The sequence below is a fragment of the Erythrobacter sp. genome, assembly GCF_040217515.1.
Taxonomy (GTDB): domain Bacteria; phylum Pseudomonadota; class Alphaproteobacteria; order Sphingomonadales; family Sphingomonadaceae; genus Erythrobacter.
On sequence record NZ_JAVJPT010000003.1, the window covers coordinates 385,841 to 407,237 of the forward strand.

Below are 21,397 nucleotides of genomic sequence, written 5' to 3' on the forward strand. Positions count from 1 at the left end.
GAGGAGAATTGCCATGAAGCTTGTCGCAACCACCTTCGCCACCACCGCGCTCGCCGCGCTTGTCCTTTCCCACACCCCGCTTTTCGCCGATGCCGCGCCCGCAATGCGCGGGCCAGATCCCGTCGAACTGGTCGCGGCCGAAAAGGACCGCACCGCGCGTGTCGCCAGGGCGCTGTGGGATTATGCCGAGGTCGGCTATCTCGAAAACCGTTCGACTGGACTGCTCCAGAGCGAGCTCGAGGCCGAGGGCTTTCGCATCGAGGCAGGAATCGCCGACATTCCCACCGCCTTCGTCGCCGAATGGGGCGAGGACGGGCCGGTGATCGCCATCCTCGCGGAAATGGACGCGCTGCCGGGCATAAACCAGTCCGCGCGCGCGGTTCGCGATCCCGTCGAGGGCAAGCATGCCGGCCACGCCTGCGGGCACAACCTGTTCGGCGCAGGCTCGCTCACCGCCGCGATCGCGGTCAAGAAATGGCTCGAGGAAACCGGCACGCCGGGGCGCATCCGGCTATACGGCACGCCTGCCGAAGAAGGCGGTTCGGGCAAGGTCTACATGACCCGCGCCGGGCTTTTCGACGATGTCGATGTCGCGATCCACTGGCACGGCGACGACGAAAACAGCGCTGCGGCACGGACCAGTCTCGCCAACCGCTCGGCCAAGTTCCGGTTTACCGGGATCAGCGCCCATGCCGCAGGGGCCCCCGAACGTGGGCGCTCGGCGCTCGACGGGGTGGAAGCGATGAACATGATGGCGAACATGCTGCACGAGCACATGCCACAGGACGCGCGCATGCATTACGTCATCACCAGTGGCGGGAACGCACCCAATGTCGTGCCCGATTTCGCCGAGGTGTTCTATTATGTCCGCGCGCCCCAGCCGGAAGGCGTAGAGGCAATCTGGGAGCGGCTCGAGAATGCCGCACGCGGCGCTGCGACGGGAACGGGGACCCAAGTCGAGTGGGAAGTCATTCATGGCAACAACCCGTTGCTCGTGAACGAGACGCTGGCGAAAGTGATGGATGCCAAGCTGCGCGAAGTGGGGGGCGTCACTTACTCGGCCGAGGAGCGCGACTGGGCCGCAAAGGTCCGCGAATCGCTTGGCGATAGCGCCCTTCCGCTCGAAAGCGCGATGGAGATCCAGCCTTATGGCAAGAGCCTCGGATACGGCTCGACCGATGTCGGCGATGTCTCCTGGGCGACGCCGACCGTTGGCGTTCGCACCGCGACCTGGGTCCCGGGGACAAGCGCGCACAGCTGGCAGGCGGTTGCGGCGAGCGGTCACTCGATCGGCATAAAGGGCACGCAGGTCGCGGCCAAGGCGATGACGCTGATGGCGGTCGAACTCTTCACCGACAGGGACCTGCGCGAAGCGGCGCGAGGCGAATTCGATGCTGCGCGCGGGGCCGATTACGAATATCGCTCGCTGCTCGGCGACCGTGACCCGCCGCTCGATTATCGCAGGTAAGGCGCGCTCAGCGAGCGGCGAGCATGTCGATCATCGGGCGGATCGGGCTGACATCATAACCGGCCTGCATCGCGGCGGCGGCGATTTCTTCCGGGCTCATCGCGCCGCTTTTTGCCTGGGCGAGCGCCCAAAGGAAAGTCGATCGTGTGCCCGAGCGACAATAGGCGAGCACTTTCCCATCGGCCCCTTCCAGCGCTTCGACCATCTCTGCGACCTGGACTTCCGAAAAACCGGCATGCCCGATCGGTATGGCGCGGTATTCGATGCCGACTGCCTTGGCCGCTGATTCGATTTCCTCGCCCTGCGGCGCGCCGGGGTCCTCGCCGTCCGGCCGGTTGTTGACGATCAGCGTGATGCCCGAATCCTTCGCCGCTGCGATATCCTCCGGCTCGATCTGCGGGCTTGCCAGCATGACGTCGGATAGTGTGCGGAAATCGCTCATGTGTCAGTCCCCTCGGCCTTGCTCGATGATTGCTCGGCCATGCCGAAACGCGATCGCCGGTGCAAGCGAGGCGATATCGCGGGGGCGAGTATTCGGAAATGTCATAATTTTGCGCGACGAACGGGGTGTCGGGTTAATTCGTTCGCAAATTTGGCCTTTGTGCGCTATGACTCGCGAGAGCAGGTGCGACTTCCCCGTCACCCGGGGCGGACACCAGCGTCGGACGCGGCTCACTGTCCCCGCGGCCTTCGCTTTGGAGGGCGGGCAGTGTGACAGGATACGTACTGGACTATGGGTTACGATAGAGGACGTCGGCGCGGGCGGGACAAGCGCGACGGAATCGGCGAAGACGGTTTCGATCCCTTCGGCGGGGGTATGGACGGATTTCCTCCTCCTCCCTCGGACTTCGGGAATGATCGCGGAGGGGACCGTTTCGGCGGCGGCGACCGTTTTGGCGGTGGCGATCGCGGTGGGGACCGTTTCGGCGGCGGCGGTGGACCTCGCGGTCCGCGCGGCGGCGGCGGCAGCGGCGGCGGTGGAGGTTTCCGCGGAATGCCTGCCCAGGTCGTCGGCACCGGCAAGGGCACGGTCAAGTTTTTCAACGGCCAGAAGGGTTTTGGTTTCATCCAGCAAGAAGGCGGCGGTGAAGACGTCTTCGTTCACATCAGCGCGGTCGAGCGCGCCGGGCTGGAAGGTCTCGCAGAAGGCCAGGAACTCGAATTTAACCTCGTCGATCGTGGCGGGAAGATTTCGGCGCAGGACCTGCAGGTCGTGGGCGAAGTCATCGCCCCGCAGCAGAGCGGCCCGCCCAAGCGCGAGCTGACCGGCGAAAAGGCGACAGGTACAGTGAAATTCTTCAATTCGATGAAAGGTTTCGGCTTCCTCGTGCGCGATGATGGGCAACCAGACGCGTTCGTCCATATCAGCGCGGTCGAACGGTCCGGGCTCACGGCCATCAATGAAGGCGAGCGTTACGAATTCGACCTCGAGGTCGACCGACGCGGGAAATATTCCGCCGTCAACCTCGTGCCCGTTCAGGGCTGAGAAAGTCGTCGGGGGCGGCTCGTTCGCTGCCATGCTCGTTTGACCTGCCCTTTCGGCACAATTATTGGATGAGCGGCGGCCCCGAAGTGGGGCCGCCGTTTGTTTTTTGCCGGTCCGGGCGCTGTTCAGACCTGCGGGCCGGAACCTTGAAGAACCAGGATAAGAGAATGTCCATCACGCCCCTCATGCCCGTCTATCCGCGCTGCGGCGTGCGACCCGTGCGCGGAGAGCACTGCCACCTGATCGACGAGGACGGTACGCGTTATCTCGATTTCGCGAGCGGGATCGCCGTCAACTTGCTCGGTCATTCGCATCCCGGGCTGATCGGGGCGATCCAGAAGCAGGCCGAGACCCTGATGCACGTCTCGAACCTTTATGGCAGTCCGCAAGGGGAAAAGCTCGCACAGACGCTGGTCGACAACACCTTTGCCGATTGCGTCTTCTTCACCAATTCGGGCGCCGAAGCGGTGGAAACCGCGATCAAGTGCGCGCGCGCCTATCACCAGAATGCAGGCGATCTGGGCGATTCGCAGCGGCATGAACTGATCACCTTCACCAACGCCTTTCACGGGCGCACGATGGCGACGATCAGCGCATCGAACCAGGCCAAGATGCATCATGGTTTCTCGCCGCTGCTGGGCGGCTTCAAATATGCCGAATTCGACGACTTCGAATCGGCGAAAGCGCTGATCGGACCGAAGACCGCGGGTTTTCTGGTCGAGCCGATCCAGGGCGAAGGCGGCATCCGTCCTGCCTCGCAGGAGTTCATGACCGGCCTGCGAGACCTTGCCGACGAACATGACCTGATGCTGGTTCTGGATGAGGTGCAGTGCGGCGTTGCGCGCACCGGGCGCCTCTACGCTTACGAGCATTACGGGATCGAGCCCGACATCGTCGCCACGGCCAAGGGGCTTGGCGGCGGCTTCCCGATCGGCGCCTGCCTTGCGACAGAAAAGGCCGCGCGCGGCATGACCTTCGGCACCCATGGTTCGACCTATGGCGGCAATCCGCTTGCGATGGCGGCGGGCAGCGCGGTCATGGAAGCGGTGGCGAACGAGGAATTTCTCGCCGAAGTCCGCGAGAAGGGGGAGCGCCTGCGCACTCGGCTCGAACAATTCATCGGCAATTATCCCGAACTGTTCGAATGCGTGCGCGGCAAGGGGCTGATGCTGGGCCTGAAGATGAAGGTCGAGAGCCGCCCGTTCTTCGTGCACCTGCGCGATCACCACCAGCTTTTGACCGTGGCGGCGGGCGATAACACGATCCGCATCATCCCCCCGTTGGTGATCGGCGATGCCGAGACCGAGGAATTCTTCGACAAGCTTTCCGCCGGTGCGGCGAGCTACAAGATCCCCGAGCCTGCCTGATGGGCGGCACTGTGGGGGCGCGGCATTTCCTCGATCTGGGCGATGCCGGGGCGCATGCGATCGCGGCGATGATCAACGATGCGATCGACCGCAAGGCGGCGCGCAGGGACTGGCCGAAAGGGCGCGCCGATTCCGACCGCCCGCTCGAGGGCCGGGTGCTCGCAATGGTGTTCGAGAAGAATTCGACCCGCACCCGGGTGAGCTTCGATATCGCCATGCGCCAGCTTGGCGGGTCCGTGTTCATTCTCGATTCCGGGTCGAGCCAATTGGGCCGTGGCGAAACTATTGCCGATACGGCGCGGGTGCTCAGCCGGATGGCAGATGCGATCATGCTGCGCACCGACGATCATTCGAAGATCGAGGAAATGGCCCGCCATGCCAGCGTGCCGGTGATCAACGGGCTGACCGATCGTTCGCATCCCTGCCAGATCGTTGCCGACCTTTTGACCGTTATCGAGCACGGGAAGGCTCTGCCCGGCCTCGAGCTCGCCTGGTTCGGGGACGGAAACAACGTGCTGCACTCGATCCTCGAGGCGGCGGGGCTGATGAGGTTCAACGTCCGTGTCGCCTCTCCTGCCGGCTACGAACCGGAAGCCGAGTTCGTAAAACTGGCACGCAGCGGAGGGGCGAAGGTCACTTTGTTCGAGGAGGCCAAAGCGGCTGCCCGGGGTGCGGATGTGATCGTGACCGACACGTGGATTTCGATGGGGCAGGAAGATGCAGCGGAAAAGCGGGAGGCTCTTGAGCCCTTCCGGGTCGACGCCGCGTTGATGGGCGCGGCGAAGCCCGATGCCATCTTTCTACACTGCCTTCCCGCCCATGTCGGAGAGGAAGTGACCGAGGATGTTTTCGAAGGCGGGCAATCGGTCGTTTTCGACGAAGCCGAAAACCGCATCCACGCGCAAAAATCCGTCCTGCTATGGTGCTTCAGGCTGCTGGGCCCGACCGGCTAAATCTCAGGCGGGGTGCGATAAATGGGCCAAGGGGCTTATCGCAAGCAGTCCTACGCCCCATATTAGTGGCATGAAGACCGCTCGATCGACATACGAAATTCCCGAGACCTATTCCGACAAGTTGCTGGGCTTTACTCTGCCGGGACGCAGTGCGCGAGGGCGAGGCGTGCGGCTCGACGGAGTCGTGAATGACGTCCTTTCCGCCCACGATTATCCCCCCCCGATCACGCATTTGCTCGGAGAGGCGCTGGTGCTGGGTGCCCTTATGGGCAGCTTGCTCAAGGATGAAGGCGGGCAGCTGACGATGCAGGCGCAGACCCAGGCCGGGGTCGTATCGCTACTGGTCTGCGACTATCGCGCCGGGTCGATGCGTGGCTACGTCGATTTCGATGAAGACGGTCTTGCCGGGCTGGGCGCCAATCCGGGACTGTTGGCGCTGTTTGGAGAAGGATACCTTGCAATCACCTTTGAGACCGGTGCGGGACAACGCTATCAGGGGATCGTCCCGCTCGAAGGCGACACCTTAGCCGAAGCCTGCGAGACCTATTTCAGCCAGTCCGAACAGGTCCCTACATTGATCCGGGTCGCCAGCCGTTCAGGGGCGGAAGGAAGAGTCGCCGCCGGCCTATTGGTACAGCACCTGCCTGATGGAGAGGAGGGCCGCGAGAGGCTCCATGTTCGGATGGACCATCCCGATTGGGAGCATGTCCTTGCGCTGGCATCGACGATAAGCCACGAGGAATTGCTCGATACCGAGCTCTCAATGGAGGCGATCGCATGGCGCCTCTTCAGCGAGGAAGAGGAAATCCGGGTCGAGCCGGGGGCCCCGCTCGCGCGAGGTTGCCGTTGCAGCGGCGATTACTATGCCTCGGTGATTGCACGTTTCCCGATCGAAGAGCAGCGCGCGATGCAGGACGAGAGCGGTAAGATCGTTGTTGACTGCGCCTTTTGTTCGCGTGAGTTCGCCATTGAACTATAGCAGTTCGCCGCTAATTTTGCACGGTTGGGCGTGCAATTGCATGAATGTGCAAGTGGACGGGTCTTCGTTGCGCAAGGGCGGAGTAATGACATCAAAGGCATTTTACAGCTTACGCCGATGGGTTTTCGCTCTCATCGTCCTGCTGCTCGGCTTCGCCCTTCCTGCGGCGGCGCAAGGAGACGGTCTCGCAATGCTGGATAACCTCGCCCGGGGCGAGTGGACAATCAAGCCGCGTGATGGATCGGCGGAACGGAAAGTGTGCGTGCGAAGCGGTGAAGAACTCATCCAACTTCGTCATGAAGGCCGGGATTGCAACCGCTTCGTCGTGGAAGATCAGCCCTCAGAGGTAACCGTCCAGTATACCTGTCCGGGAAATGGCTACGGTCGAACGAATATCCGACGCGAGACCAACGCGCTGGTCCAGATCGAAAGTCAGGGAATCGCCTCGGGTCTGCCGTTCGAATTTTCCGCCGAAGCGCGGCGCACCGGATCCTGCTAAACGAGCGCGCCTGCGCCTTTCCCCTGCGCAGCGCGACCGCTAGAGCCGTGCCATGACGATTTCGGCAACCGATGAGAAAAGTCCGGTGGCGGTCGTGCTGCTGTCGGGCGGGCTCGATTCCATGATCACCGCCGCAATCGCGCAGGAGCGGGGCTTTACTGTGCATGCGCTGACAATCGATTATGGTCAGCGTCACCGGATCGAACTGGATTCCTCGCGTCGGATTGCGAGCCGACTGGGATTGGCCGAGCAGGTCGAGATTGCGCTCGACCTGCGCAAGTTCGGAGGGTCCGCGCTGACCGACGCAATCGAGGTGCCCAAGGCTGGAGTGGGGCAGGATATTCCCGTCACCTATGTTCCCGCCCGCAATCTTGTCTTTCTTGCTTTGACGACGGCGTTTGCCGAAGCGCGGGGGGCGGGGGATATCTTCATCGGGGTGAACGCGCTGGACTATTCGGGCTATCCCGATTGTCGTCCGGAATTCATCCATGCCTTTACCGAGGCTGCACGGCTGGGCACCAAGGCAGGCCTTGAGCGCGGTGGTGTCGCCGTTCATGCGCCGCTGCAACACATGACCAAAGCCGACATCGCGCGGGAATGCGCGCGGCATGGACTCGATCCTGGCTGGAGCTGGTCCTGTTACGATCCGACCAGGGATGGTTTGGCGTGCGGAAAGTGCGATTCCTGCCGATTGCGGAAAAAGGGATTCGCCGAGGCTGGACTAGTCGATAGCACACGTTATGCGGCGTAATCCGGCACCGGCGACGATGCGCCGAATGAGAACCATAAAAGGTCGAGGGGATCATCAATTGAGTGAAGAAGCGATGGGCCAGCAGGATGCGGCCAGCGACCGCGTACCTGCTTACAGCTGGTATGCGCTGGGTGTTTTGGTGCTCGTTTATGTCCTGAACTTCATTGACCGCCAGATCCTGTCGATCCTCGCCAATGACATCAAGCGCGACCTAGGTGTCGACGACGCATATCTCGGCTTTCTCTACGGGACCGCTTTCGCGATCTTTTATGCCCTGTTCGGCATTCCGCTCGGCCGGCTGGCCGACAGCTGGAAACGTGTACGTCTCATGACCCTTGGTTTGACACTGTGGTCGGGAATGACCGCGCTTTCAGGCTTCGCCAGAGATGCGACCACGCTCTCCGTCGCACGTATAGGCGTCGGTGTCGGAGAGGCTACCGCCAGTCCGTCTGCCTACTCACTCATTTCCGACTGGTTTCCCGCCCGTTTGCGGGCAACAGCGCTCGCGATCTACAGCTCCGGACTCTACATCGGAGGGGGGGTGTCGCTCGCCATCGGGGGCTTCGTAGTCGATGGCTGGAATCGGGCCTTTCCCGAAGGCGATCCCGTGCTCGGACTTGTCGGCTGGCAGGCGGCCTTTGTGGCGGTCGGATTGCCCGGCCTGCTTCTCGCTATCTGGGTTGCCACCTTGAGAGAGCCGATGAGGGGTGCGATTGATGGCTTGACCACTCCGGAAGATCCCCACCCCTTTAGGGGCTTCGTACAAGAGCTTTACACGATCATACCAGGCTTCACCTTCTTCGGGGCGGCGGCAAGAGGGTGGCGAAGCCTGTTACTTAACATCGTCGTATTCGTCGGCGCAATTCTTGTCGCGCACCTTTTGACGATCACTCTCCGCTCGGGTGCGGGTGCTATCACGGTCATGCTAGGTGACGCATCAGGCGTCGCTTTGCCGCCGATCACGGACCAATGGCTCTTGCTCGCAATCGGATATTATGCCGTGTTTTGTTGGGCCAGTGCGCTGCGTTTGCGGGATTACCCGACCTTTGCGTTGACCTGGGGCTCGCCAGCCTTTCTCTGTACAATCCTCGGGTACGGGACGGTGGCGTTCATGGCTTATTCCGCCTCCTATTGGGGCGCGCCCTATGCGGAACGCTCCTTTCTCGATGTTTCGAAATCCGAACTTGGTTTCCTTCTTGGTGGTGGCGGAGCGGTTGGGGGGTTCCTGGGCGTCATTCTCGGAGGCCGACTTGCCGATGCCCTTCTCGAACGCACGGCTGCCGGCCGGGTATGGGTGATAGTCTTTGGCTTGCTGAGCCCAATCCCTTTTGCCGTGATGCAATACACGACAGGTAATTGGACCTTGTTCGTGGGCCTGAATATTGTGGTGAGTGCTCTCGCCGCGTCGGCTCTTGGAGCAGCGGCTGCGACCAGCCAGTCCTTGGTCCTGCCCCGTATGCGCGGAACTGCTACAGCGACCTTCTTCCTAGCAACCACGCTGGTCGGGCTTGCGCTCGGTCCATATCTGGCGGGGTATGTGTCGGCGAGGAACGCTGGCGACCTCTCTGCCGGTGTGATCGCTACGCTCTGGATTACGCCAATCGGTCTCGGTCTGCTGCTTACGGCCGCGAAATTGGTGCCGAACGCAGCTGCCACGATCGCAGAACGGGCGAAGGCGGCCGGTGAGCCTTGAAGGTACATTGGGCGTCGAGGTTACAGGTTTGCCTTGCCCTCATCGACTGATCGCCTCTGCCCACCAACCATTATCCGGGAAGTTCGAACGCGGTCGCCAGCAAGCGAAACGAGAACGGGGGAGTGGCGCATTCGCGCGGAAGTTTGCACGCCGAAAACAAAGGCGTAACGGACAAAAAAAGGGCCGGATTGCTCCGGCCCTCCTTTGTTTGTTCAGCTGATCGAGCTTACATGCCCGAGCCCGGACCGTAAGTGATCTCGACGCGACGGTTCTGCGCTTCCCGCACGCCATCGGCGGTCGGCACGCGCGGCTGCGATTCGCCAAAGGCTTCGCTGGTGATGCGGCCGTCCGGAATACCTTTGCCTCCAAGATACTCGCGAACCGAGTCGTTGCGGCGAGCAGCGAGGGCCATGTTGTAGCTCACGCTGCCGGCGCGGTCCGTGTGGCCTGCCAGCATGACGTTTGCCGTGCCGCAATTCGCATAAGCGGTCACCGCGCTGTCAAGAATCGTAGCCGCCTCAGCCGTGATCATCGATTCGTCAAAATCGAAGAAGACGATGTACGGGCCGGTGTTGCACGGCGGCGGCGGCGGCGGGGGAGGCGGCGGGGGCGGCGGCGGTGGCGGGGGCGGCGGCGGCGGGGGGGGAGGCGGCGGCGGCGGCGGTGCCATCGGCTCTTCGCCGCCGAAATTGTAAGTAATCGTGCCCAGGATCGAATGCGAGCTCAGATCGGTTTCGAAAGGAAGTCCACGCACATCAATCAGGCTGACATCCTCGGCATTGAAGTAGCGATACTTCAGGCCGACGTCCCATGTATCGTTCAGGGGAGCGCGAACGCCCGCGAGAAGCTGCCATGCGAGACCAGTATCCGAATCGTCGAATGCGCCCGGTCCGCTCAGAGCGACCGTGCCTTCCATATCGACGCGGGCAATGCCGACACCGCCGCCAAAAAAGCCCTGAATGCCATCATCGGAGCCGAAATCGAACAGGCCGTTCAGCATGAAGCTCAGAGCGTTGAATTCGCCACTGGCCGGCAGTGTCTGCTGAGTGACAACGGTCCCGGGAGGTCCCGGAGGATTTGCCACCTGAAGGCCGGCGGCCCCGGCAGAAAGCTCTTCGAGATCGGCGGCGCGATAACTGGCTTCGGTTTCGAGGCGGAATGCACCGAAGTCGTAACCGACAACGGCCCCGAAATCATAGCCCTCACTCAGATCGGCCTGAGCATCTCCAGGATTGCCGTCCACATCGAAAGAGATGTCTTCGACGATCATGGCACCACCGTCACCCTGAATGTACCACTGCCCTTCGCGGGCCATGGCGGGTGCGGAGAGCGCTGTCGAAGCCATCGCCATACCAATGACGATCTTACGCATTCTAACATTCCCCTTTTTATTGCATTGAGGCACGCCGCCTCTCTATCTTTTCCGCCGATGCGAGGCAAGCGGTCAATCGTGGCAAACTGTTGCAAGAAAGCCTCTATGAGCGCGGAATTTTCCCGCAGTTCAGTGCTTCGGAGGAACCGGTCGTCATTTCATGAAAAGGCCGCTCAAGATGCCTCTACAGAAAGTATACCCAGCCGCTTCAGTGCATCGATAAGCTGCGACAACGCCGCCCGGGCTTCGACATCGATGACCGTTCCACCTTCCGGACTTGTGACTTCGTTCGCGCAGCTCCAGATGCCGTTGAAGTGGTACCAGCATTGACGCATCCGGTCGAACACAAGCATTCCTTTGCTAGGCGATATGAAATGCCATCCCGCACCGATCCTAATGGCAATCGAATGGTCCCTGCCGCTCCAATCGGCCAGGGCACCGTCCAGGATCCGATAGCAGGCACCCTCGGGTGCATCGGCAGGCGGCGTATCGAGCGCAGCCTCCACTGTCCGCCATATGACGGCGTCTACCAGAAACATGGCCTCGTTTATGAAGAATTCTTTTTGCGCCTGCCCCGCGAAAAGAAGAGGGAGTCCAAGGGCGTCGGTACGGGAAGGATAGATGATCGGCTCGCTCACGGATTGTCTCCCATAGTCAAAAGAATCGGCCCAGCCGCAGTGCCGGTGATTTCGAATAGGTCCCGGATTGCCTGACCCACAGATCGGCCGAGCCGTGCGCATCGAGCAGGGCCGCACGAGATGCCGGTGAGAAGTCGATATGTGCCGATTGGGTCAGCCAGCTCGAAAAGGGGGCTGCCTCCGGCCCATAACCCACCAGATATTCTTCTCGTTCTTCCACCATTGGCACGTCGATCCAGTCGTCCCAGTGCCATTGTCCCCGTGCCCGCCGGGTCCAACCAAAGCGCCAGGTTTCATCCCCTTTGAGCGAAATCTTGGGGTGTACGGGGGCAAGGGGTCTCCTCGATGCACCGCTGCTCCGAAGCGAAGCGAACACCGGCGCCGCGTCTCCACTTCCGATCGCGGCGAAGCGGATTCCGGGGCTTGTCCCGACCCTCGAAGGGTCGATCGCGACCAGCGCGTCGTCCAGCAGAATGACCGGGCTACCAGCCGAGTGCATCGTAAGGGCGAGATGCTCAGTTCCCGCCCGACCACGCAGAAGGCCTCTCAATGTCCATTCCGTCGAGCCTGTCCGCTCGGCGAACAGATATTGTAGGACCTCTCCGCCGACCAGGAGCCTGTTCGCCCCATTCGCCAGCCCCATAAAGTCGGTGGTGGGAAAGAAGCTGTCCTCGTTATGCACCTCGAGCATGAGCGAAGTGCCATGGTCCATCACATGAAATTGCGATGCAGGAAGGTCTTCGGCAAGTGTTCCGATCGTAGCACGCGCAGAGCCGGATTTGCCGATTTCGGTCAGACTATCGCCCCGCTCGGCGAAAATCGTCGCTCCACGCCAAGCTGAGCTTGAAGCGGAAGCGGCAATGTAAACAGACGGCCAATCCGCTGCGCCTGACCCGTCCGGCGGCAATTCGAACGCCTCGAGCAAGGTCTCGGGGATCTCCCGGTCCTGCGCGGGTAGAATGGACCCGGCATCACCCCGCGCCCTATCGTCGAAGTCTGGAGGAAGCCGTTCCAGCCCCAGCTCAATTCCCCTTTCGAACCATTCCCAAGTCCTGACTATCCATGCTCCGGCGGCATCGGGCAGGCACACGATGCTGCCGGGGCCAAGCGCTGGATCGAGCGCACTGCACAGCCACGAACGGCGCTCGTTCGTCCATCTTGCCCTGTTCGCATTGGCGTTTGCGAGGATTTTCGCATCATCCGCATGCAGGGTCGCGGGCAGGTCGACTATGTTCTCGCGACCCTCGGGCCGCTCTCCAACTGCACGTTGAACGCCAGGCTGGTAATCGCGCGCCTCGTCATAATAACGTAATGCCATCGGTTGCCGATCGAGTCGATCTCCGCGGTGTTTTCGACGCTCGATATCACGGCCCCTTCGAGCTGACGCAAGTTCTTCGGCCAAACAGGGAATAGGGTCGGGCACTTCGGCCTGGGCCGATAATCGCACGCGATCTCCCGCCAGCGAGACTGCAAGCGGATAGACCTCGTCGATCGCCGCAAAGGTGCTAGCGATCGGCCCGCCTTCATCGACCAGGCCCCGGGCGTGCGGCACGAGCACACCCTCGGCTTCCGATGCGATCTGAGGCAGGATTCTATCCATCCTTACACGATCTTCATCCTGCCCGATGACCTCGAAGGTCAGGGCGGGTATCCGGTTGCCGAAATCGGCTAGCTTAAGGTCTTCAAAGACCACATAGGCAAAGTCGCGAAAACCGGGTGCGTCGCTGCCTGTGTCCGCTGCAATGAGTGGATCGACCGGATCGTCTCCGAAGCCGCGATAGGTTCGCATTGAGCCTTCGACTTTCAGGTCGCCAGCCGACCCGCACAGCAGTTTCCCGTCGGCCCAGACGCGTTGGACCTTGCTGATCGGCGTGCTCGAAACAGCGACGGCGAAGGAGGCCGAATAGCTGTAAGTCGTCGTGGAAGGCTGTCCCTTTCCGCCCCCCTCCGTCGATCGGGTTTCAACCAAATCGGTCGCCCAGATGATCGTTCCTGCGGTTCGCATTCGCCCGAATTGGCGCGGGATCGGCTGACCATAGCTCGAGGTTGTAACGGCCAGTTCCTTAAGGCGCGGCCCTGTGCGGTTGCCGCTCCCGAAGACGGCCTGATCCGCCTGTCGCCCGAGCACCGCACCGATGGCACCGCCTATCGGCCCTCCGACGGCCGTGCCGAGCGCCGTGAGGACTAGTGTCGCCATAAGCCCGCCTCCTTCCGCGGCAAAAGCCGCCAATGAATGATGGATAGAAAGGCGTGCCCAAGTGGCTCGCTTACCACGCGTCTTAGCCCGGCATGGGCGTGAATGGCGCGCCAGTCATGATCGATGATGATCAGGTGATGCTGCGCGACGGCAGGCGAGACAAGCGCGATGTCTCCCGGTAGGGGGGCATCGGCGACCTCCGCTAGTCCGGAACGCCTTGCGCAGCTTATCCAACGGTCGATCGTGCGGTTGCGTAGGCCGTAGCCTGAGGGAGCGAAAGGTTCCCTGCCGATCTCGCGGAGGCATGCTGCGACGAGCCCTACGCAGTCCAGCCCGGTCTCCGGATTGCGCCCATGAAGAAGGAACGGACGCCCGACCAGCGCCCGTGCGGCCTTAGCGAGGTGGTTTCCCTCATCGCTGGGCGAGGTCACGAACCGCCCCCGTATCGGGCGAGCAAGTCGTTGCCGGGCAGGTGAGGCTCTCCGCGGAAGTTAATCGCGTTGTCAAACCGCGTTGCACAGGTCTCGAGAGTGTGGTCGCAACCTTCGCGGATTTCGGTCCGTGTTCCCGGGTAGGTTCCCTCGACGAGTGGACGGTCGAGTGTTAGCCACCCGTCAGCCATCGCCACGACTCCGAATACAAGTCCTGTTTGCGGACCATCGAGAAACCGAATGCGCCCATCTACGAGAATCGGCGAATCCAGGCCGGCAAAGCTGACGCGATTGAGATCGACATCCAGCGCCGCCAATTCTCTCACGGATGTAAAGCGAGCGGCGGACAGGCCGCATTGGGGCCCGCAGAAGGTGGCCCGGCATGTCGGGCTCGTGCGAGGAACAATGTCGCGTTCGAGGATCAGCTTGGCCGATCGCAGTTCAGCGGAAAAGCTGCCACTGTCGCTCTCTATAGGGCCTAGTTGCCCCGAATAGAGCGTGTGCCACTCGAGACTTTGCCAGTCCACGATTCCGATCTCGATTGCAGCTCTGTCGAACAGGCCCGCAGCGAGTTCATCGGCACGAATCGAATCGTGGCTGAGAGCACCCTCGACCTCGGCGCTGTCGTTCGAAAGGTCCGCGTTGAGCCTGATGGCCGCCGGAACCATCCCCGGGGCAGCCCTGTGCCTGATCCCCCCACAAACAAGGTCGCGATCGTGGCTCGTGAACCCGAGGGTCACCCCATCGCTCCGGTATATCCGCCAGAAGGTTGCCGCAGTGTCTAGTTCGCGGTTGAAGAATACCCGCATCAGCCCGCCTCTCTCAGTTCGATGAGTGGGATGCTCGGTGCCTCTCCGGCCGCGAAGTTGATCCCCGCAATGTCGATCCGGTCCTCCGCAAAGCGAACGGGAACGTCGAACAGGAAACCGGCTCGCACCTCGGCCCCTTCTGGAGGCGCCGAACCAAAGCTGATCAATCCGAGAGGCCCCAGGCTCCAATCTTCTGTCTGTACGCCATCGACGCTTATCAGCAGGCTGTCGCCGCGTGGCCGGGTTATCGGGCGAACCTGGGCCTCCGGGCCAGGCCCATAGGACTTGATCAACTGAAAGTCGGCTTCGAAGCCATCGCCATTACCCAGCAATTGATCGAATGCCGTCGGCAATCCTGTCATACCGTTTGAACTGTGGTCGAACGGGTCGCTGATCCTGAAACCGCGCGCTGGGCCGCGTCTTGCACGGAAGAACGCGATCAACTCGGCCAACTCGGATTCGGAGCGGATGCCGGGACCGACATCGAAATGCATCCGCGCATCGGACCATAGTGCATTGCGCCTTTCGTGACCCGATGCAGTGACCGATATAGAGGTCGAGAATTCTGGTGCCACGGCGGTGCTGCGACCGAGTGCGAAGGGATACAGTAGGTCGTCGAAGGATTGCATTTCGCTTTTCCCGGTTGGAGGAAGGCGGGTGTAACCGTCGCGCGCGACCTGGGGCAGGGCCCAGACATAGAGCCGCTCGACTCCTCGTGCAGCGACTTCGTCGATGCCTCGGTCAATGCGCGCCCAGAAGGTTTCCGCGTCCGCCGGATCGAGCACGAAACCGGCGAGGTAGTCCTGATGGGTCAGCGGATACCCGAGCTTCTCATCGACGAAGCTATAGGCCTTCCTTCGCAGCGCATCCGCGCCCGCGGTCAGCCAGTCATAATCCTCGACCTGCAGCCGATCGAAAGCCGGCGAAGCCCAGCCCGAAGGCAAATTCGCCCTGTGGACGTCCGGAGTCGACGGATCGAGAATGGTGGGAGTAAAGGCAAGGAGCAGGACCTCGGCCGGTTCCCGTGCAGCGTCACGCACCGCCGCCGTCACTTCGGCTGTTGATGAGGCCAGAAGTGTACCTGCGGTATCGAGCAGGTCGATCGCTGCCTGATCAAGCGGTTGTCGAAGGTCTCCGATTATCGGCGGATCGCCGCCAAAGGCCGTAATCGCGGCTTGGTCGTAGATGCAGATCTCCCCCGAATTGGTAATCCACCACCAGGGCTCTCCAATCTGGAAACGGATCGGTAAGCCCGCCTCCTGCAGGATGCCAACAAGCTCCCGCGCGACCGCTGCGAGCCAGGCCACCGCGTCCGCATTGGCCGGCGAAAGCAGCGTCGAAGGCGGTTCCCAACCTGTCAGTGCCGGAGCACCGCCCGCATCGCGTTGCTTCCAGGCTTGCGGGCAATATGCGTCGAAGAGTTCGTAGGAGAGCGAAACGATCACCTCGAGATCGCTCTCAGCGCCACCTTCCAGAAAGGCCTCATGCCAGAAGCGGGCCGGCTCGCACAACGCTCCCGAGGGATCGACGAGCAAGGCCGCGTCGGCTGCGCGTTCGAGCCGCATGAAATGGCTCATACCCACATAATGGACGATGTCCGAACGGTAACCCAGGCCGACGATGTTGCGCAGCAGCCTTGCAGGGGTCTGATTGTAGGCATCGTCGTAAGCGGTCGCCATTCGCAGGCCATGGACTGGCAAGCGGACATCCCCCACTTCCAGCATTGCCCGCCCACCATCGGCGACGATGTCGCTCATTATGACTTGCCCGTTCGCTCGCTGGGCTAGGGGCGCAGTGCTCCCGGCAGTATATCCGGGGGCAACAATCGAAATGAACATCCGATCGATGTCCATGGGATGGATAGGGGTGCCGGGCAGGGTGTAGCCGCTTTCGAGGGCCGAGAACGGCAGGGTAATGCGGGCATCGGTGGGCGATCCTTCGGCATAGTTCCAGAGCCTGACATACCAGGTCGCGGGAGCGCCTGCCTCGTCTCTCCCCTCTATCGTCAGTGTCGGACCGTTGGGTTGATCGAGCGCGACCACCCCCTCGCTACGCCAGCGGAAGCTGAGGCTGGTATGCGAATAGTCGCGATCGGTCGCATAGGCGAGCAGGGCGTGATCGAAACGGTCAACGCTTTCCCAGATCAGGCCGACGAGCTCGCCTTCGTGGTGCAGTTCGACATTTACCTTGATCTCGTCAGCGCCCGTCGTGACTACCGAGGCCATGGCGGGGCGAGGGAAATCAACGGTCCAGAAGCGTGGGTCGAAGCGCTGGATGAATCCCGCCTCCTGCGACCGCCTATCTCGTGCAAGCCAGAATGCCATTGCGCGTCCTCTTCCTCAGGCCTGTTCGACTGCGCGGCGCACTGCGCTCGCTAGTTGGCGGGACGAACGTTGCATCGCTGTCGGCGCAGCGTTTTCCGTCGGCGAGGTGAGTTGGATCGCCACACGCACATCGCGCCCTGCGCCTGCAGTGGCGATACCGCTTTCGATCCTGCCGGAAGAGGTCGGGACGAAGATCTCCGGGCCCGATTCGCCGACCAGAAAGGCGCGCCCGGGGGAGACTGGCCCTCCCGTCGCGCGTCCAGGCAATCCCAGCAGCGCGCCGAAGGACTGTGCGAGAAAGCCGCCGAGGCCTCCGCCGGAGCCCCCGAAAACGTCGCCGAAGCCGGATTGGAGGGCATGAGCGGCGATATCGTCGAATGCGCGAAAGGCGAGACGCTTGAGGTCCTCGAATCCCAGGCCGCCGCGGCGGATGGCGGAGACCAGTCCACGCTCGAGCCTCTCCCCAGCCTTGTCGAAGCCATCCACCAGACTGCTGTCGATCGACCCTCGAACCGCCTCAAGATCGGCACTGAACGCATCGGTGCTGGCGCGCAGATCGATAACGAGCTCGTCGAATGTGTCAGTCATGAAGGTCTCGCTCCATCATCCATGCGATATGTTCCCGGCTGGGGACCTCGAGATCGGTTTCGTCGCCGATTGGCTGCAATGCGAGTGCGAGTTCATGGGGCGTGGCGGTCCAGAAATCCTGCGGATGCCAACCGAGCAATTGCGCAGCCACGGCGCTGTAGCGCACTGCCGCGTCGCCGAAGGAACGAATCATTCGCGCCCCTGCAGGACCTGGGAGAGGATTGCGCGCACTGGCTTTGTTGCGGCGATAAGGCCCATCTCGAGTAGGGCTTGCCCGATCGCGTCCCGCTCGGGCCGGTCATCCGGCGACATGCAATGCCAAACGAGCGCGCCCATCTCCCTCAGGGTCAGCGCCCCTTCGGAGGCGCGCTCCACTAGCGCAAAAAGCGGGCCAAGTTCTTCTTCCGCTGCAACCAGGTTTTCGAAGCTCGGGCGCAGCACAAATGTCTTGTGCCCGACCGTAACGCTCGTCTCTCCGCGATGGGAATTGGGCGGACGTGTCATTCAGGCACCACGGGGCCGGAGCTTTCCAACTGCAGCGTGTAAGTGCGCTCGCCATTGAAATCGCCAGAATAGTCCAGCCGCTGGACGAGGAATCTGCCGCGCAGGCGTTCGCCATCTTCGAAGGCCAGTTCATAATCGTCGATTGTTCCCGCAAGGGCATGGCCGCGCACCCGGCTCTCCGCCGCGCTGCCGAGAAAGATCCCCGCAGCACTCACCGAAACAGAACGCGTCCCCGCACCGGAAAGCAAGTCGCGCCAACCGCCCGACTCCTTGTGCGTCACGACAACCGCGTCTCCGTTGATCGACAATTGCGTGGTTCGAAGGCCGGCGACGGTTTCATATGTCGGTGATGCGGCACCGTCGCCGATCTTGAGCAGGAAGGCGGAGCCGTTCTGGGCAGGCATGGTAGATTACTCCTGAGTGTGTTCGAGAATACGAAAGCGGAATTCGAGCAGTCCGCCCCGCAGATTGCTTGGTCGCGCTTCGCTTCGGGAGCGCAGGAAACGGATCGAGGCGACCTCGAACCCGTGTTGCGCCGATGGGAGGGCCAGCACCCTCCGCTCGATCGCAGCGAGCAAATCGGCATCGGCGGCCGGCTCGTCGGACCGGCTTTCGAGTTCGAGAGCGATTCGAACTTCGCGTCCCGGCCGGTCCTTCGTCCCCCAATCGGCGGAGGCGCTCGCCGCAATACCGAGCCAGGGAGTGCTCGCGCCGAGCGGGCTTTCCTCCTCGATTGCATTGATGGTGGCCAACGCAGGGTCCAGGCGCAGCCATTCGATCAGCTGCGCTCTCAAGCGATTTTCCATGGTCAATCCTGTGCGAAGCCGGGCCATAGGCTGGCAGCTGAACGCCAGTCGCTGGTCAGTTCGATGCGGGAACCTGCCCGGCGTACTGCCCGGACGGTACGAAGTTGTTCCGCATGTCTTTTCAGCCGGTCGATCACTGCATCGAGATTGCTCTGGGTTTCGATCATGTGAGCCTTGCCCGGCGCCAAGGCCGCCATAACGCCGTTACGCTCGCCGGTGCGGCGATACCGAGCGATTCATATTTGGTCTGCGCCGGGCGATCGCGCTCCCGGAAATGATGGGCTGCAAGCCGGATCATACCTTGCCGTAAGGGAGCGGGCAGGCTGGCCCATTCCTGTGCGATTCCGGCCTGCACGCTTATCGCTAGCGGGCGACCGTCGCCGCGGGAAGAGAACTCGATCTGGGCTATGCCATCCGTTTCGATGGTCAAATCGTAATCGCTCGCGTCGAGGGGGCTTCGGGATCCATCGCCGCTAATCTCGTCGATCGAGACGAGCGATCGAACCGGCCTAACCGAGAGCTGGCATGGGCCCGCAAGAAACGGAAATTGCTCCTCAGCCGTCTGGATGAGCGGCATTTGTCCCGTGAACGATTCGCAAAGAGCATGGCTGGCCTCGAGTAGGTCGACGAGCATGGCGTCGTCGGCCTCGCGGCTGATCCCGAGCCAGGATCTAAGTTCGGCTACGGCCTCTCCCGAGAAACTGGCAGGCTGGACGACGGTGCGTCGCATTTCGATCTCCGAAGGCAATGAAAGCATGACCATGAAAAAGGCGCCCGTATCGTCCGTGCTGGACAGGGACGATGCGGGCGCCATGCGCCGATGCGCACGGGCAAGGGGCGACCCGCGCGTACCGGAACGGGAGAATCAGGCTTCGATCTTCAGAAGCTTGATCGCGTTGCTGTCGAGCACCTGACCGCCGATCCGTCGGGTGGCATAGAAGTGCACGAAGGGCTTGTTGGTGAACGGATCACGCAGCACTTTCGTCGTACTCTGTTCGGCTATCAGGTAGCCGTGACGGAAATTGCCGAAGGCGATCGGGAATGCGCCGCCCTCGACATCGGGCATGTCCTCGGCCTCAATTACAGGATAGCCGAGCAGGCGGTCGGGTTGGCCCTCGACGAGGCCGGGCTGCCACAGGAACGCGCCGTCCGAGGTCTTGAGCTTGCGCACCGCAGCGAGCGTTGCCGAGTTCATGACGAAACACGCTCCCTGCCGGTGCCCAGCCTTAAGCGAATGGATGAGGTCGATCAGTTTCGCATCGGGCTCGGCATCGAATCCGTTCGCATTGCCCGAGCCGATGTACTGAAGCTGGCCGAAGCTGCGAGTGCCGTCCTCCGCCGTGCTGGTCGGCGCGGTGAGGAAACCTTCGGGCTGGTTGGTCCCGGTCCCTTTCACGAAAGCATCCCCCTCCGCACGGGCGAACTCTGCCGCGATCTCCGCCGAGAGCCAGGCTTCGAGATCGAAGCCGACATCGTCGAGCATCGCCTGGCTCGCCGCCGGATTGGCATAAAGGTCGCCGCATGGGGGCGCGATTTCGCTGAAGTTCGGCGTGGCGGTTTCGGGTCGGGCGGCGGTTTCGCTGACCCAGCCAGAAGCGGTCCCGCCGGTTGCGACGAGCTTGCGATAGCCCGATGTCCCTGTCTTCACCACCTGCGCGATGTTGCGGACCGGACTGATTTCGGCTAGTTCGCGGGCGATGACCGCGTCGAGTTCGCGAGGGACCGCGAAGCCACCATCCCCGGGAGTTGCCGTGCTGATCGACTTGACCTCGGTTTCGCGCCCGCGGCGCAGATAGCCGTCGACGAATCCCTTCACTTCCGGGCTTTCCATCTCGCGTCCAGCGATCGAGGGTCTGGTCGCGGCTTTGGCGACCTTGTCCAGCCGCATCTTCACGTCATCGACGTCGCTGCGAAGGCCTTGGAGCTCCGCTTCGGCCCGGTCCTGGCGGGCGACGATGTCAAAGCTCTCCTCAAGTTCGTCGGCGGGTGCGGTGACTGGCACACTGGTGGTATTGACGGGTTTTTCCATATTCAACCTTTCTACTGGCACGAAAAGAGCCGCGCTCTGGCGGCGAGCGAATGGCGAGTGGCGAGTGGCGAGTGGCGAGTGGGTTTCGCGAGAAGGGCGTTCAGGCGATGAGGTGGACCCTCGCTCCGTGCTGGAGCGGGTGGGTGACGAGGCTGATTTCGAAAAGCTCGATCTCGAGCAATTCGCGGCCTGCCTCGGATCGCCGCGCATCGCGCGCGCGATAACCGAAGCTCAGGCCGTTAATCTTGCCTTTCCTGAGAAGGAAGGCTGCGCGCGAGGCGAGCCGATCGATCCGAGCGATTACCCTCAGACCTCGCCCATCCTCCGCGATCCGTTCGATCTCACCGATGAGCTGGTCGGGGCGATGCTGCCAGAGCAGCGGGAACGGACGGACTCGCCGCTCTATCGATGCTGCGAAGGCACCCCTGCGAATTACGTCACGGTCGCCATCGGCAAGATCGAACAGCCCCGCATAGCCGGCGAAACGCATTACCCGGGCCGGT

The 21,397-nt window shown here is 62.2% G+C and carries 23 protein-coding genes; 8 read left to right on the forward strand and 15 right to left on the reverse strand.

Annotated features, from left to right (window positions below):
• Positions 1-13: 13 nt before the first annotated feature.
• On the forward strand, positions 14-1,468 hold the full coding sequence (locus RIB52_RS03515) for an amidohydrolase (RefSeq protein ID WP_350172952.1): 1,455 nt from the start codon (positions 14-16) through the stop codon (positions 1,466-1,468).
• 7 nt (positions 1,469-1,475) lie between these two features.
• Here the strand turns inward: RIB52_RS03515 and RIB52_RS03520 are convergent, their stop codons facing one another.
• On the reverse strand, positions 1,476-1,910 hold the full coding sequence (locus RIB52_RS03520) for a protein tyrosine phosphatase family protein (RefSeq protein ID WP_350172954.1): 435 nt from the start codon (positions 1,908-1,910) through the stop codon (positions 1,476-1,478).
• 291 nt (positions 1,911-2,201) lie between these two features.
• Between RIB52_RS03520 and RIB52_RS03525 the strand changes: the two genes are divergently transcribed.
• The 7 genes from RIB52_RS03525 to RIB52_RS03555 all read left to right on the forward strand — a co-directional run bounded on the left by RIB52_RS03525 (position 2,202) and on the right by RIB52_RS03555 (position 9,196).
• Positions 2,202-2,954 carry a cold-shock protein gene (locus tag RIB52_RS03525; protein WP_350172956.1) on the forward strand — a complete coding sequence of 251 codons (753 nt, stop codon included), beginning with the start codon at positions 2,202-2,204 and terminating at the stop codon, positions 2,952-2,954.
• 167 nt (positions 2,955-3,121) lie between these two features.
• Positions 3,122-4,321, forward strand: a complete 1,200-nt coding sequence (locus tag RIB52_RS03530; RefSeq protein WP_350172958.1) for an aspartate aminotransferase family protein — start codon at positions 3,122-3,124, stop codon at positions 4,319-4,321.
• A complete protein-coding gene (argF, locus tag RIB52_RS03535; protein WP_350172960.1) occupies positions 4,321-5,274 on the forward strand; it encodes an ornithine carbamoyltransferase in 954 nt (317 codons plus the stop codon). Before RIB52_RS03530 ends, argF begins: the two co-directional genes overlap by 1 nt.
• 70 nt (positions 5,275-5,344) lie before the next feature.
• The gene (hslO, locus tag RIB52_RS03540) at positions 5,345-6,253 is read left to right on the forward strand and encodes an Hsp33 family molecular chaperone HslO (RefSeq protein WP_350172962.1); all 909 of its coding nucleotides are present in this window, start codon (positions 5,345-5,347) and stop codon (positions 6,251-6,253) included.
• A gap of 40 nt (positions 6,254-6,293) precedes the next feature.
• Entirely contained in the window at positions 6,294-6,752 is a 459-nt protein-coding gene (locus tag RIB52_RS03545) for a hypothetical protein (RefSeq protein WP_350172964.1), read from the forward strand.
• Positions 6,753-6,804: 52 nt separating this feature from the next.
• A complete protein-coding gene (queC, locus tag RIB52_RS03550; protein WP_350172966.1) occupies positions 6,805-7,503 on the forward strand; it encodes a 7-cyano-7-deazaguanine synthase QueC in 699 nt (232 codons plus the stop codon).
• Positions 7,504-7,576: 73 nt separating this feature from the next.
• Positions 7,577-9,196 (forward strand): MFS transporter, encoded by a 1,620-nt coding sequence (locus tag RIB52_RS03555; RefSeq protein ID WP_350173157.1) that lies wholly within the window; start codon positions 7,577-7,579, stop codon positions 9,194-9,196.
• 226 nt (positions 9,197-9,422) lie between these two features.
• Here the strand turns inward: RIB52_RS03555 and RIB52_RS03560 are convergent, their stop codons facing one another.
• The 14 genes from RIB52_RS03560 to RIB52_RS03625 all read right to left on the reverse strand — a co-directional run bounded on the left by RIB52_RS03560 (position 9,423) and on the right by RIB52_RS03625 (position 21,384).
• Positions 9,423-10,568, reverse strand: a complete 1,146-nt coding sequence (locus RIB52_RS03560) for an OmpA family protein (RefSeq protein ID WP_350172968.1) — start codon at positions 10,566-10,568, stop codon at positions 9,423-9,425.
• Positions 10,569-10,741: 173 nt separating this feature from the next.
• On the reverse strand, positions 10,742-11,206 hold the full coding sequence (locus RIB52_RS03565) for a DUF2793 domain-containing protein (RefSeq protein ID WP_350172970.1): 465 nt from the start codon (positions 11,204-11,206) through the stop codon (positions 10,742-10,744).
• 16 nt (positions 11,207-11,222) lie between these two features.
• Complete coding sequence (locus RIB52_RS03570; RefSeq protein ID WP_350172972.1) at positions 11,223-13,403, reverse strand: GTA baseplate fiber-binding domain-containing protein; 2,181 nt, start codon at positions 13,401-13,403, stop codon at positions 11,223-11,225.
• A 427-nt stretch (positions 13,404-13,830) separates the two neighbouring features.
• Positions 13,831-14,643 (reverse strand): phage/gene transfer agent baseplate hub protein, encoded by an 813-nt coding sequence (locus RIB52_RS03575; RefSeq protein WP_350172974.1) that lies wholly within the window; start codon positions 14,641-14,643, stop codon positions 13,831-13,833.
• Complete coding sequence (locus RIB52_RS03580) at positions 14,643-16,967, reverse strand: DUF2460 domain-containing protein (RefSeq protein ID WP_350172976.1); 2,325 nt, start codon at positions 16,965-16,967, stop codon at positions 14,643-14,645. The genes RIB52_RS03575 and RIB52_RS03580 overlap by 1 nt, the downstream gene beginning before the upstream one ends.
• Positions 16,968-16,982: 15 nt before the next feature.
• The gene (locus tag RIB52_RS03585) at positions 16,983-17,555 is read right to left on the reverse strand and encodes a tail tape measure protein (protein WP_350172978.1); all 573 of its coding nucleotides are present in this window, start codon (positions 17,553-17,555) and stop codon (positions 16,983-16,985) included.
• Positions 17,548-17,748 carry a phage tail assembly chaperone gene (locus RIB52_RS03590; protein WP_350172980.1) on the reverse strand — a complete coding sequence of 67 codons (201 nt, stop codon included), beginning with the start codon at positions 17,746-17,748 and terminating at the stop codon, positions 17,548-17,550. Before RIB52_RS03590 ends, RIB52_RS03585 begins: the two co-directional genes overlap by 8 nt.
• A complete protein-coding gene (locus tag RIB52_RS03595; protein ID WP_350172982.1) occupies positions 17,745-18,059 on the reverse strand; it encodes a gene transfer agent family protein in 315 nt (104 codons plus the stop codon). Before RIB52_RS03595 ends, RIB52_RS03590 begins: the two co-directional genes overlap by 4 nt.
• On the reverse strand, positions 18,056-18,463 hold the full coding sequence (locus RIB52_RS03600; RefSeq protein ID WP_350172984.1) for a phage major tail protein, TP901-1 family: 408 nt from the start codon (positions 18,461-18,463) through the stop codon (positions 18,056-18,058). Before RIB52_RS03600 ends, RIB52_RS03595 begins: the two co-directional genes overlap by 4 nt.
• Before the next feature lie 6 nt (positions 18,464-18,469).
• Positions 18,470-18,865 (reverse strand): tail completion protein gp17, encoded by a 396-nt coding sequence (gene gp17, locus RIB52_RS03605; protein ID WP_350172986.1) that lies wholly within the window; start codon positions 18,863-18,865, stop codon positions 18,470-18,472.
• A gap of 2 nt (positions 18,866-18,867) precedes the next feature.
• The gene (locus tag RIB52_RS03610) at positions 18,868-19,032 is read right to left on the reverse strand and encodes a hypothetical protein (RefSeq protein WP_350172988.1); all 165 of its coding nucleotides are present in this window, start codon (positions 19,030-19,032) and stop codon (positions 18,868-18,870) included.
• Positions 19,029-19,679, reverse strand: a complete 651-nt coding sequence (locus RIB52_RS03615; RefSeq protein ID WP_350172990.1) for a head-tail connector protein — start codon at positions 19,677-19,679, stop codon at positions 19,029-19,031. Before RIB52_RS03615 ends, RIB52_RS03610 begins: the two co-directional genes overlap by 4 nt.
• Positions 19,680-19,730: 51 nt before the next feature.
• Positions 19,731-20,894: a phage major capsid protein gene (locus RIB52_RS03620; RefSeq protein ID WP_350172992.1), complete on the reverse strand. Its 1,164-nt coding sequence runs from the start codon at positions 20,892-20,894 to the stop codon at positions 19,731-19,733.
• A 100-nt stretch (positions 20,895-20,994) separates the two neighbouring features.
• Positions 20,995-21,384, reverse strand: a complete 390-nt coding sequence (locus RIB52_RS03625) for an HK97 family phage prohead protease (RefSeq protein ID WP_350172994.1) — start codon at positions 21,382-21,384, stop codon at positions 20,995-20,997.
• Between the last annotated feature and the right edge of the window lie 13 nt (positions 21,385-21,397).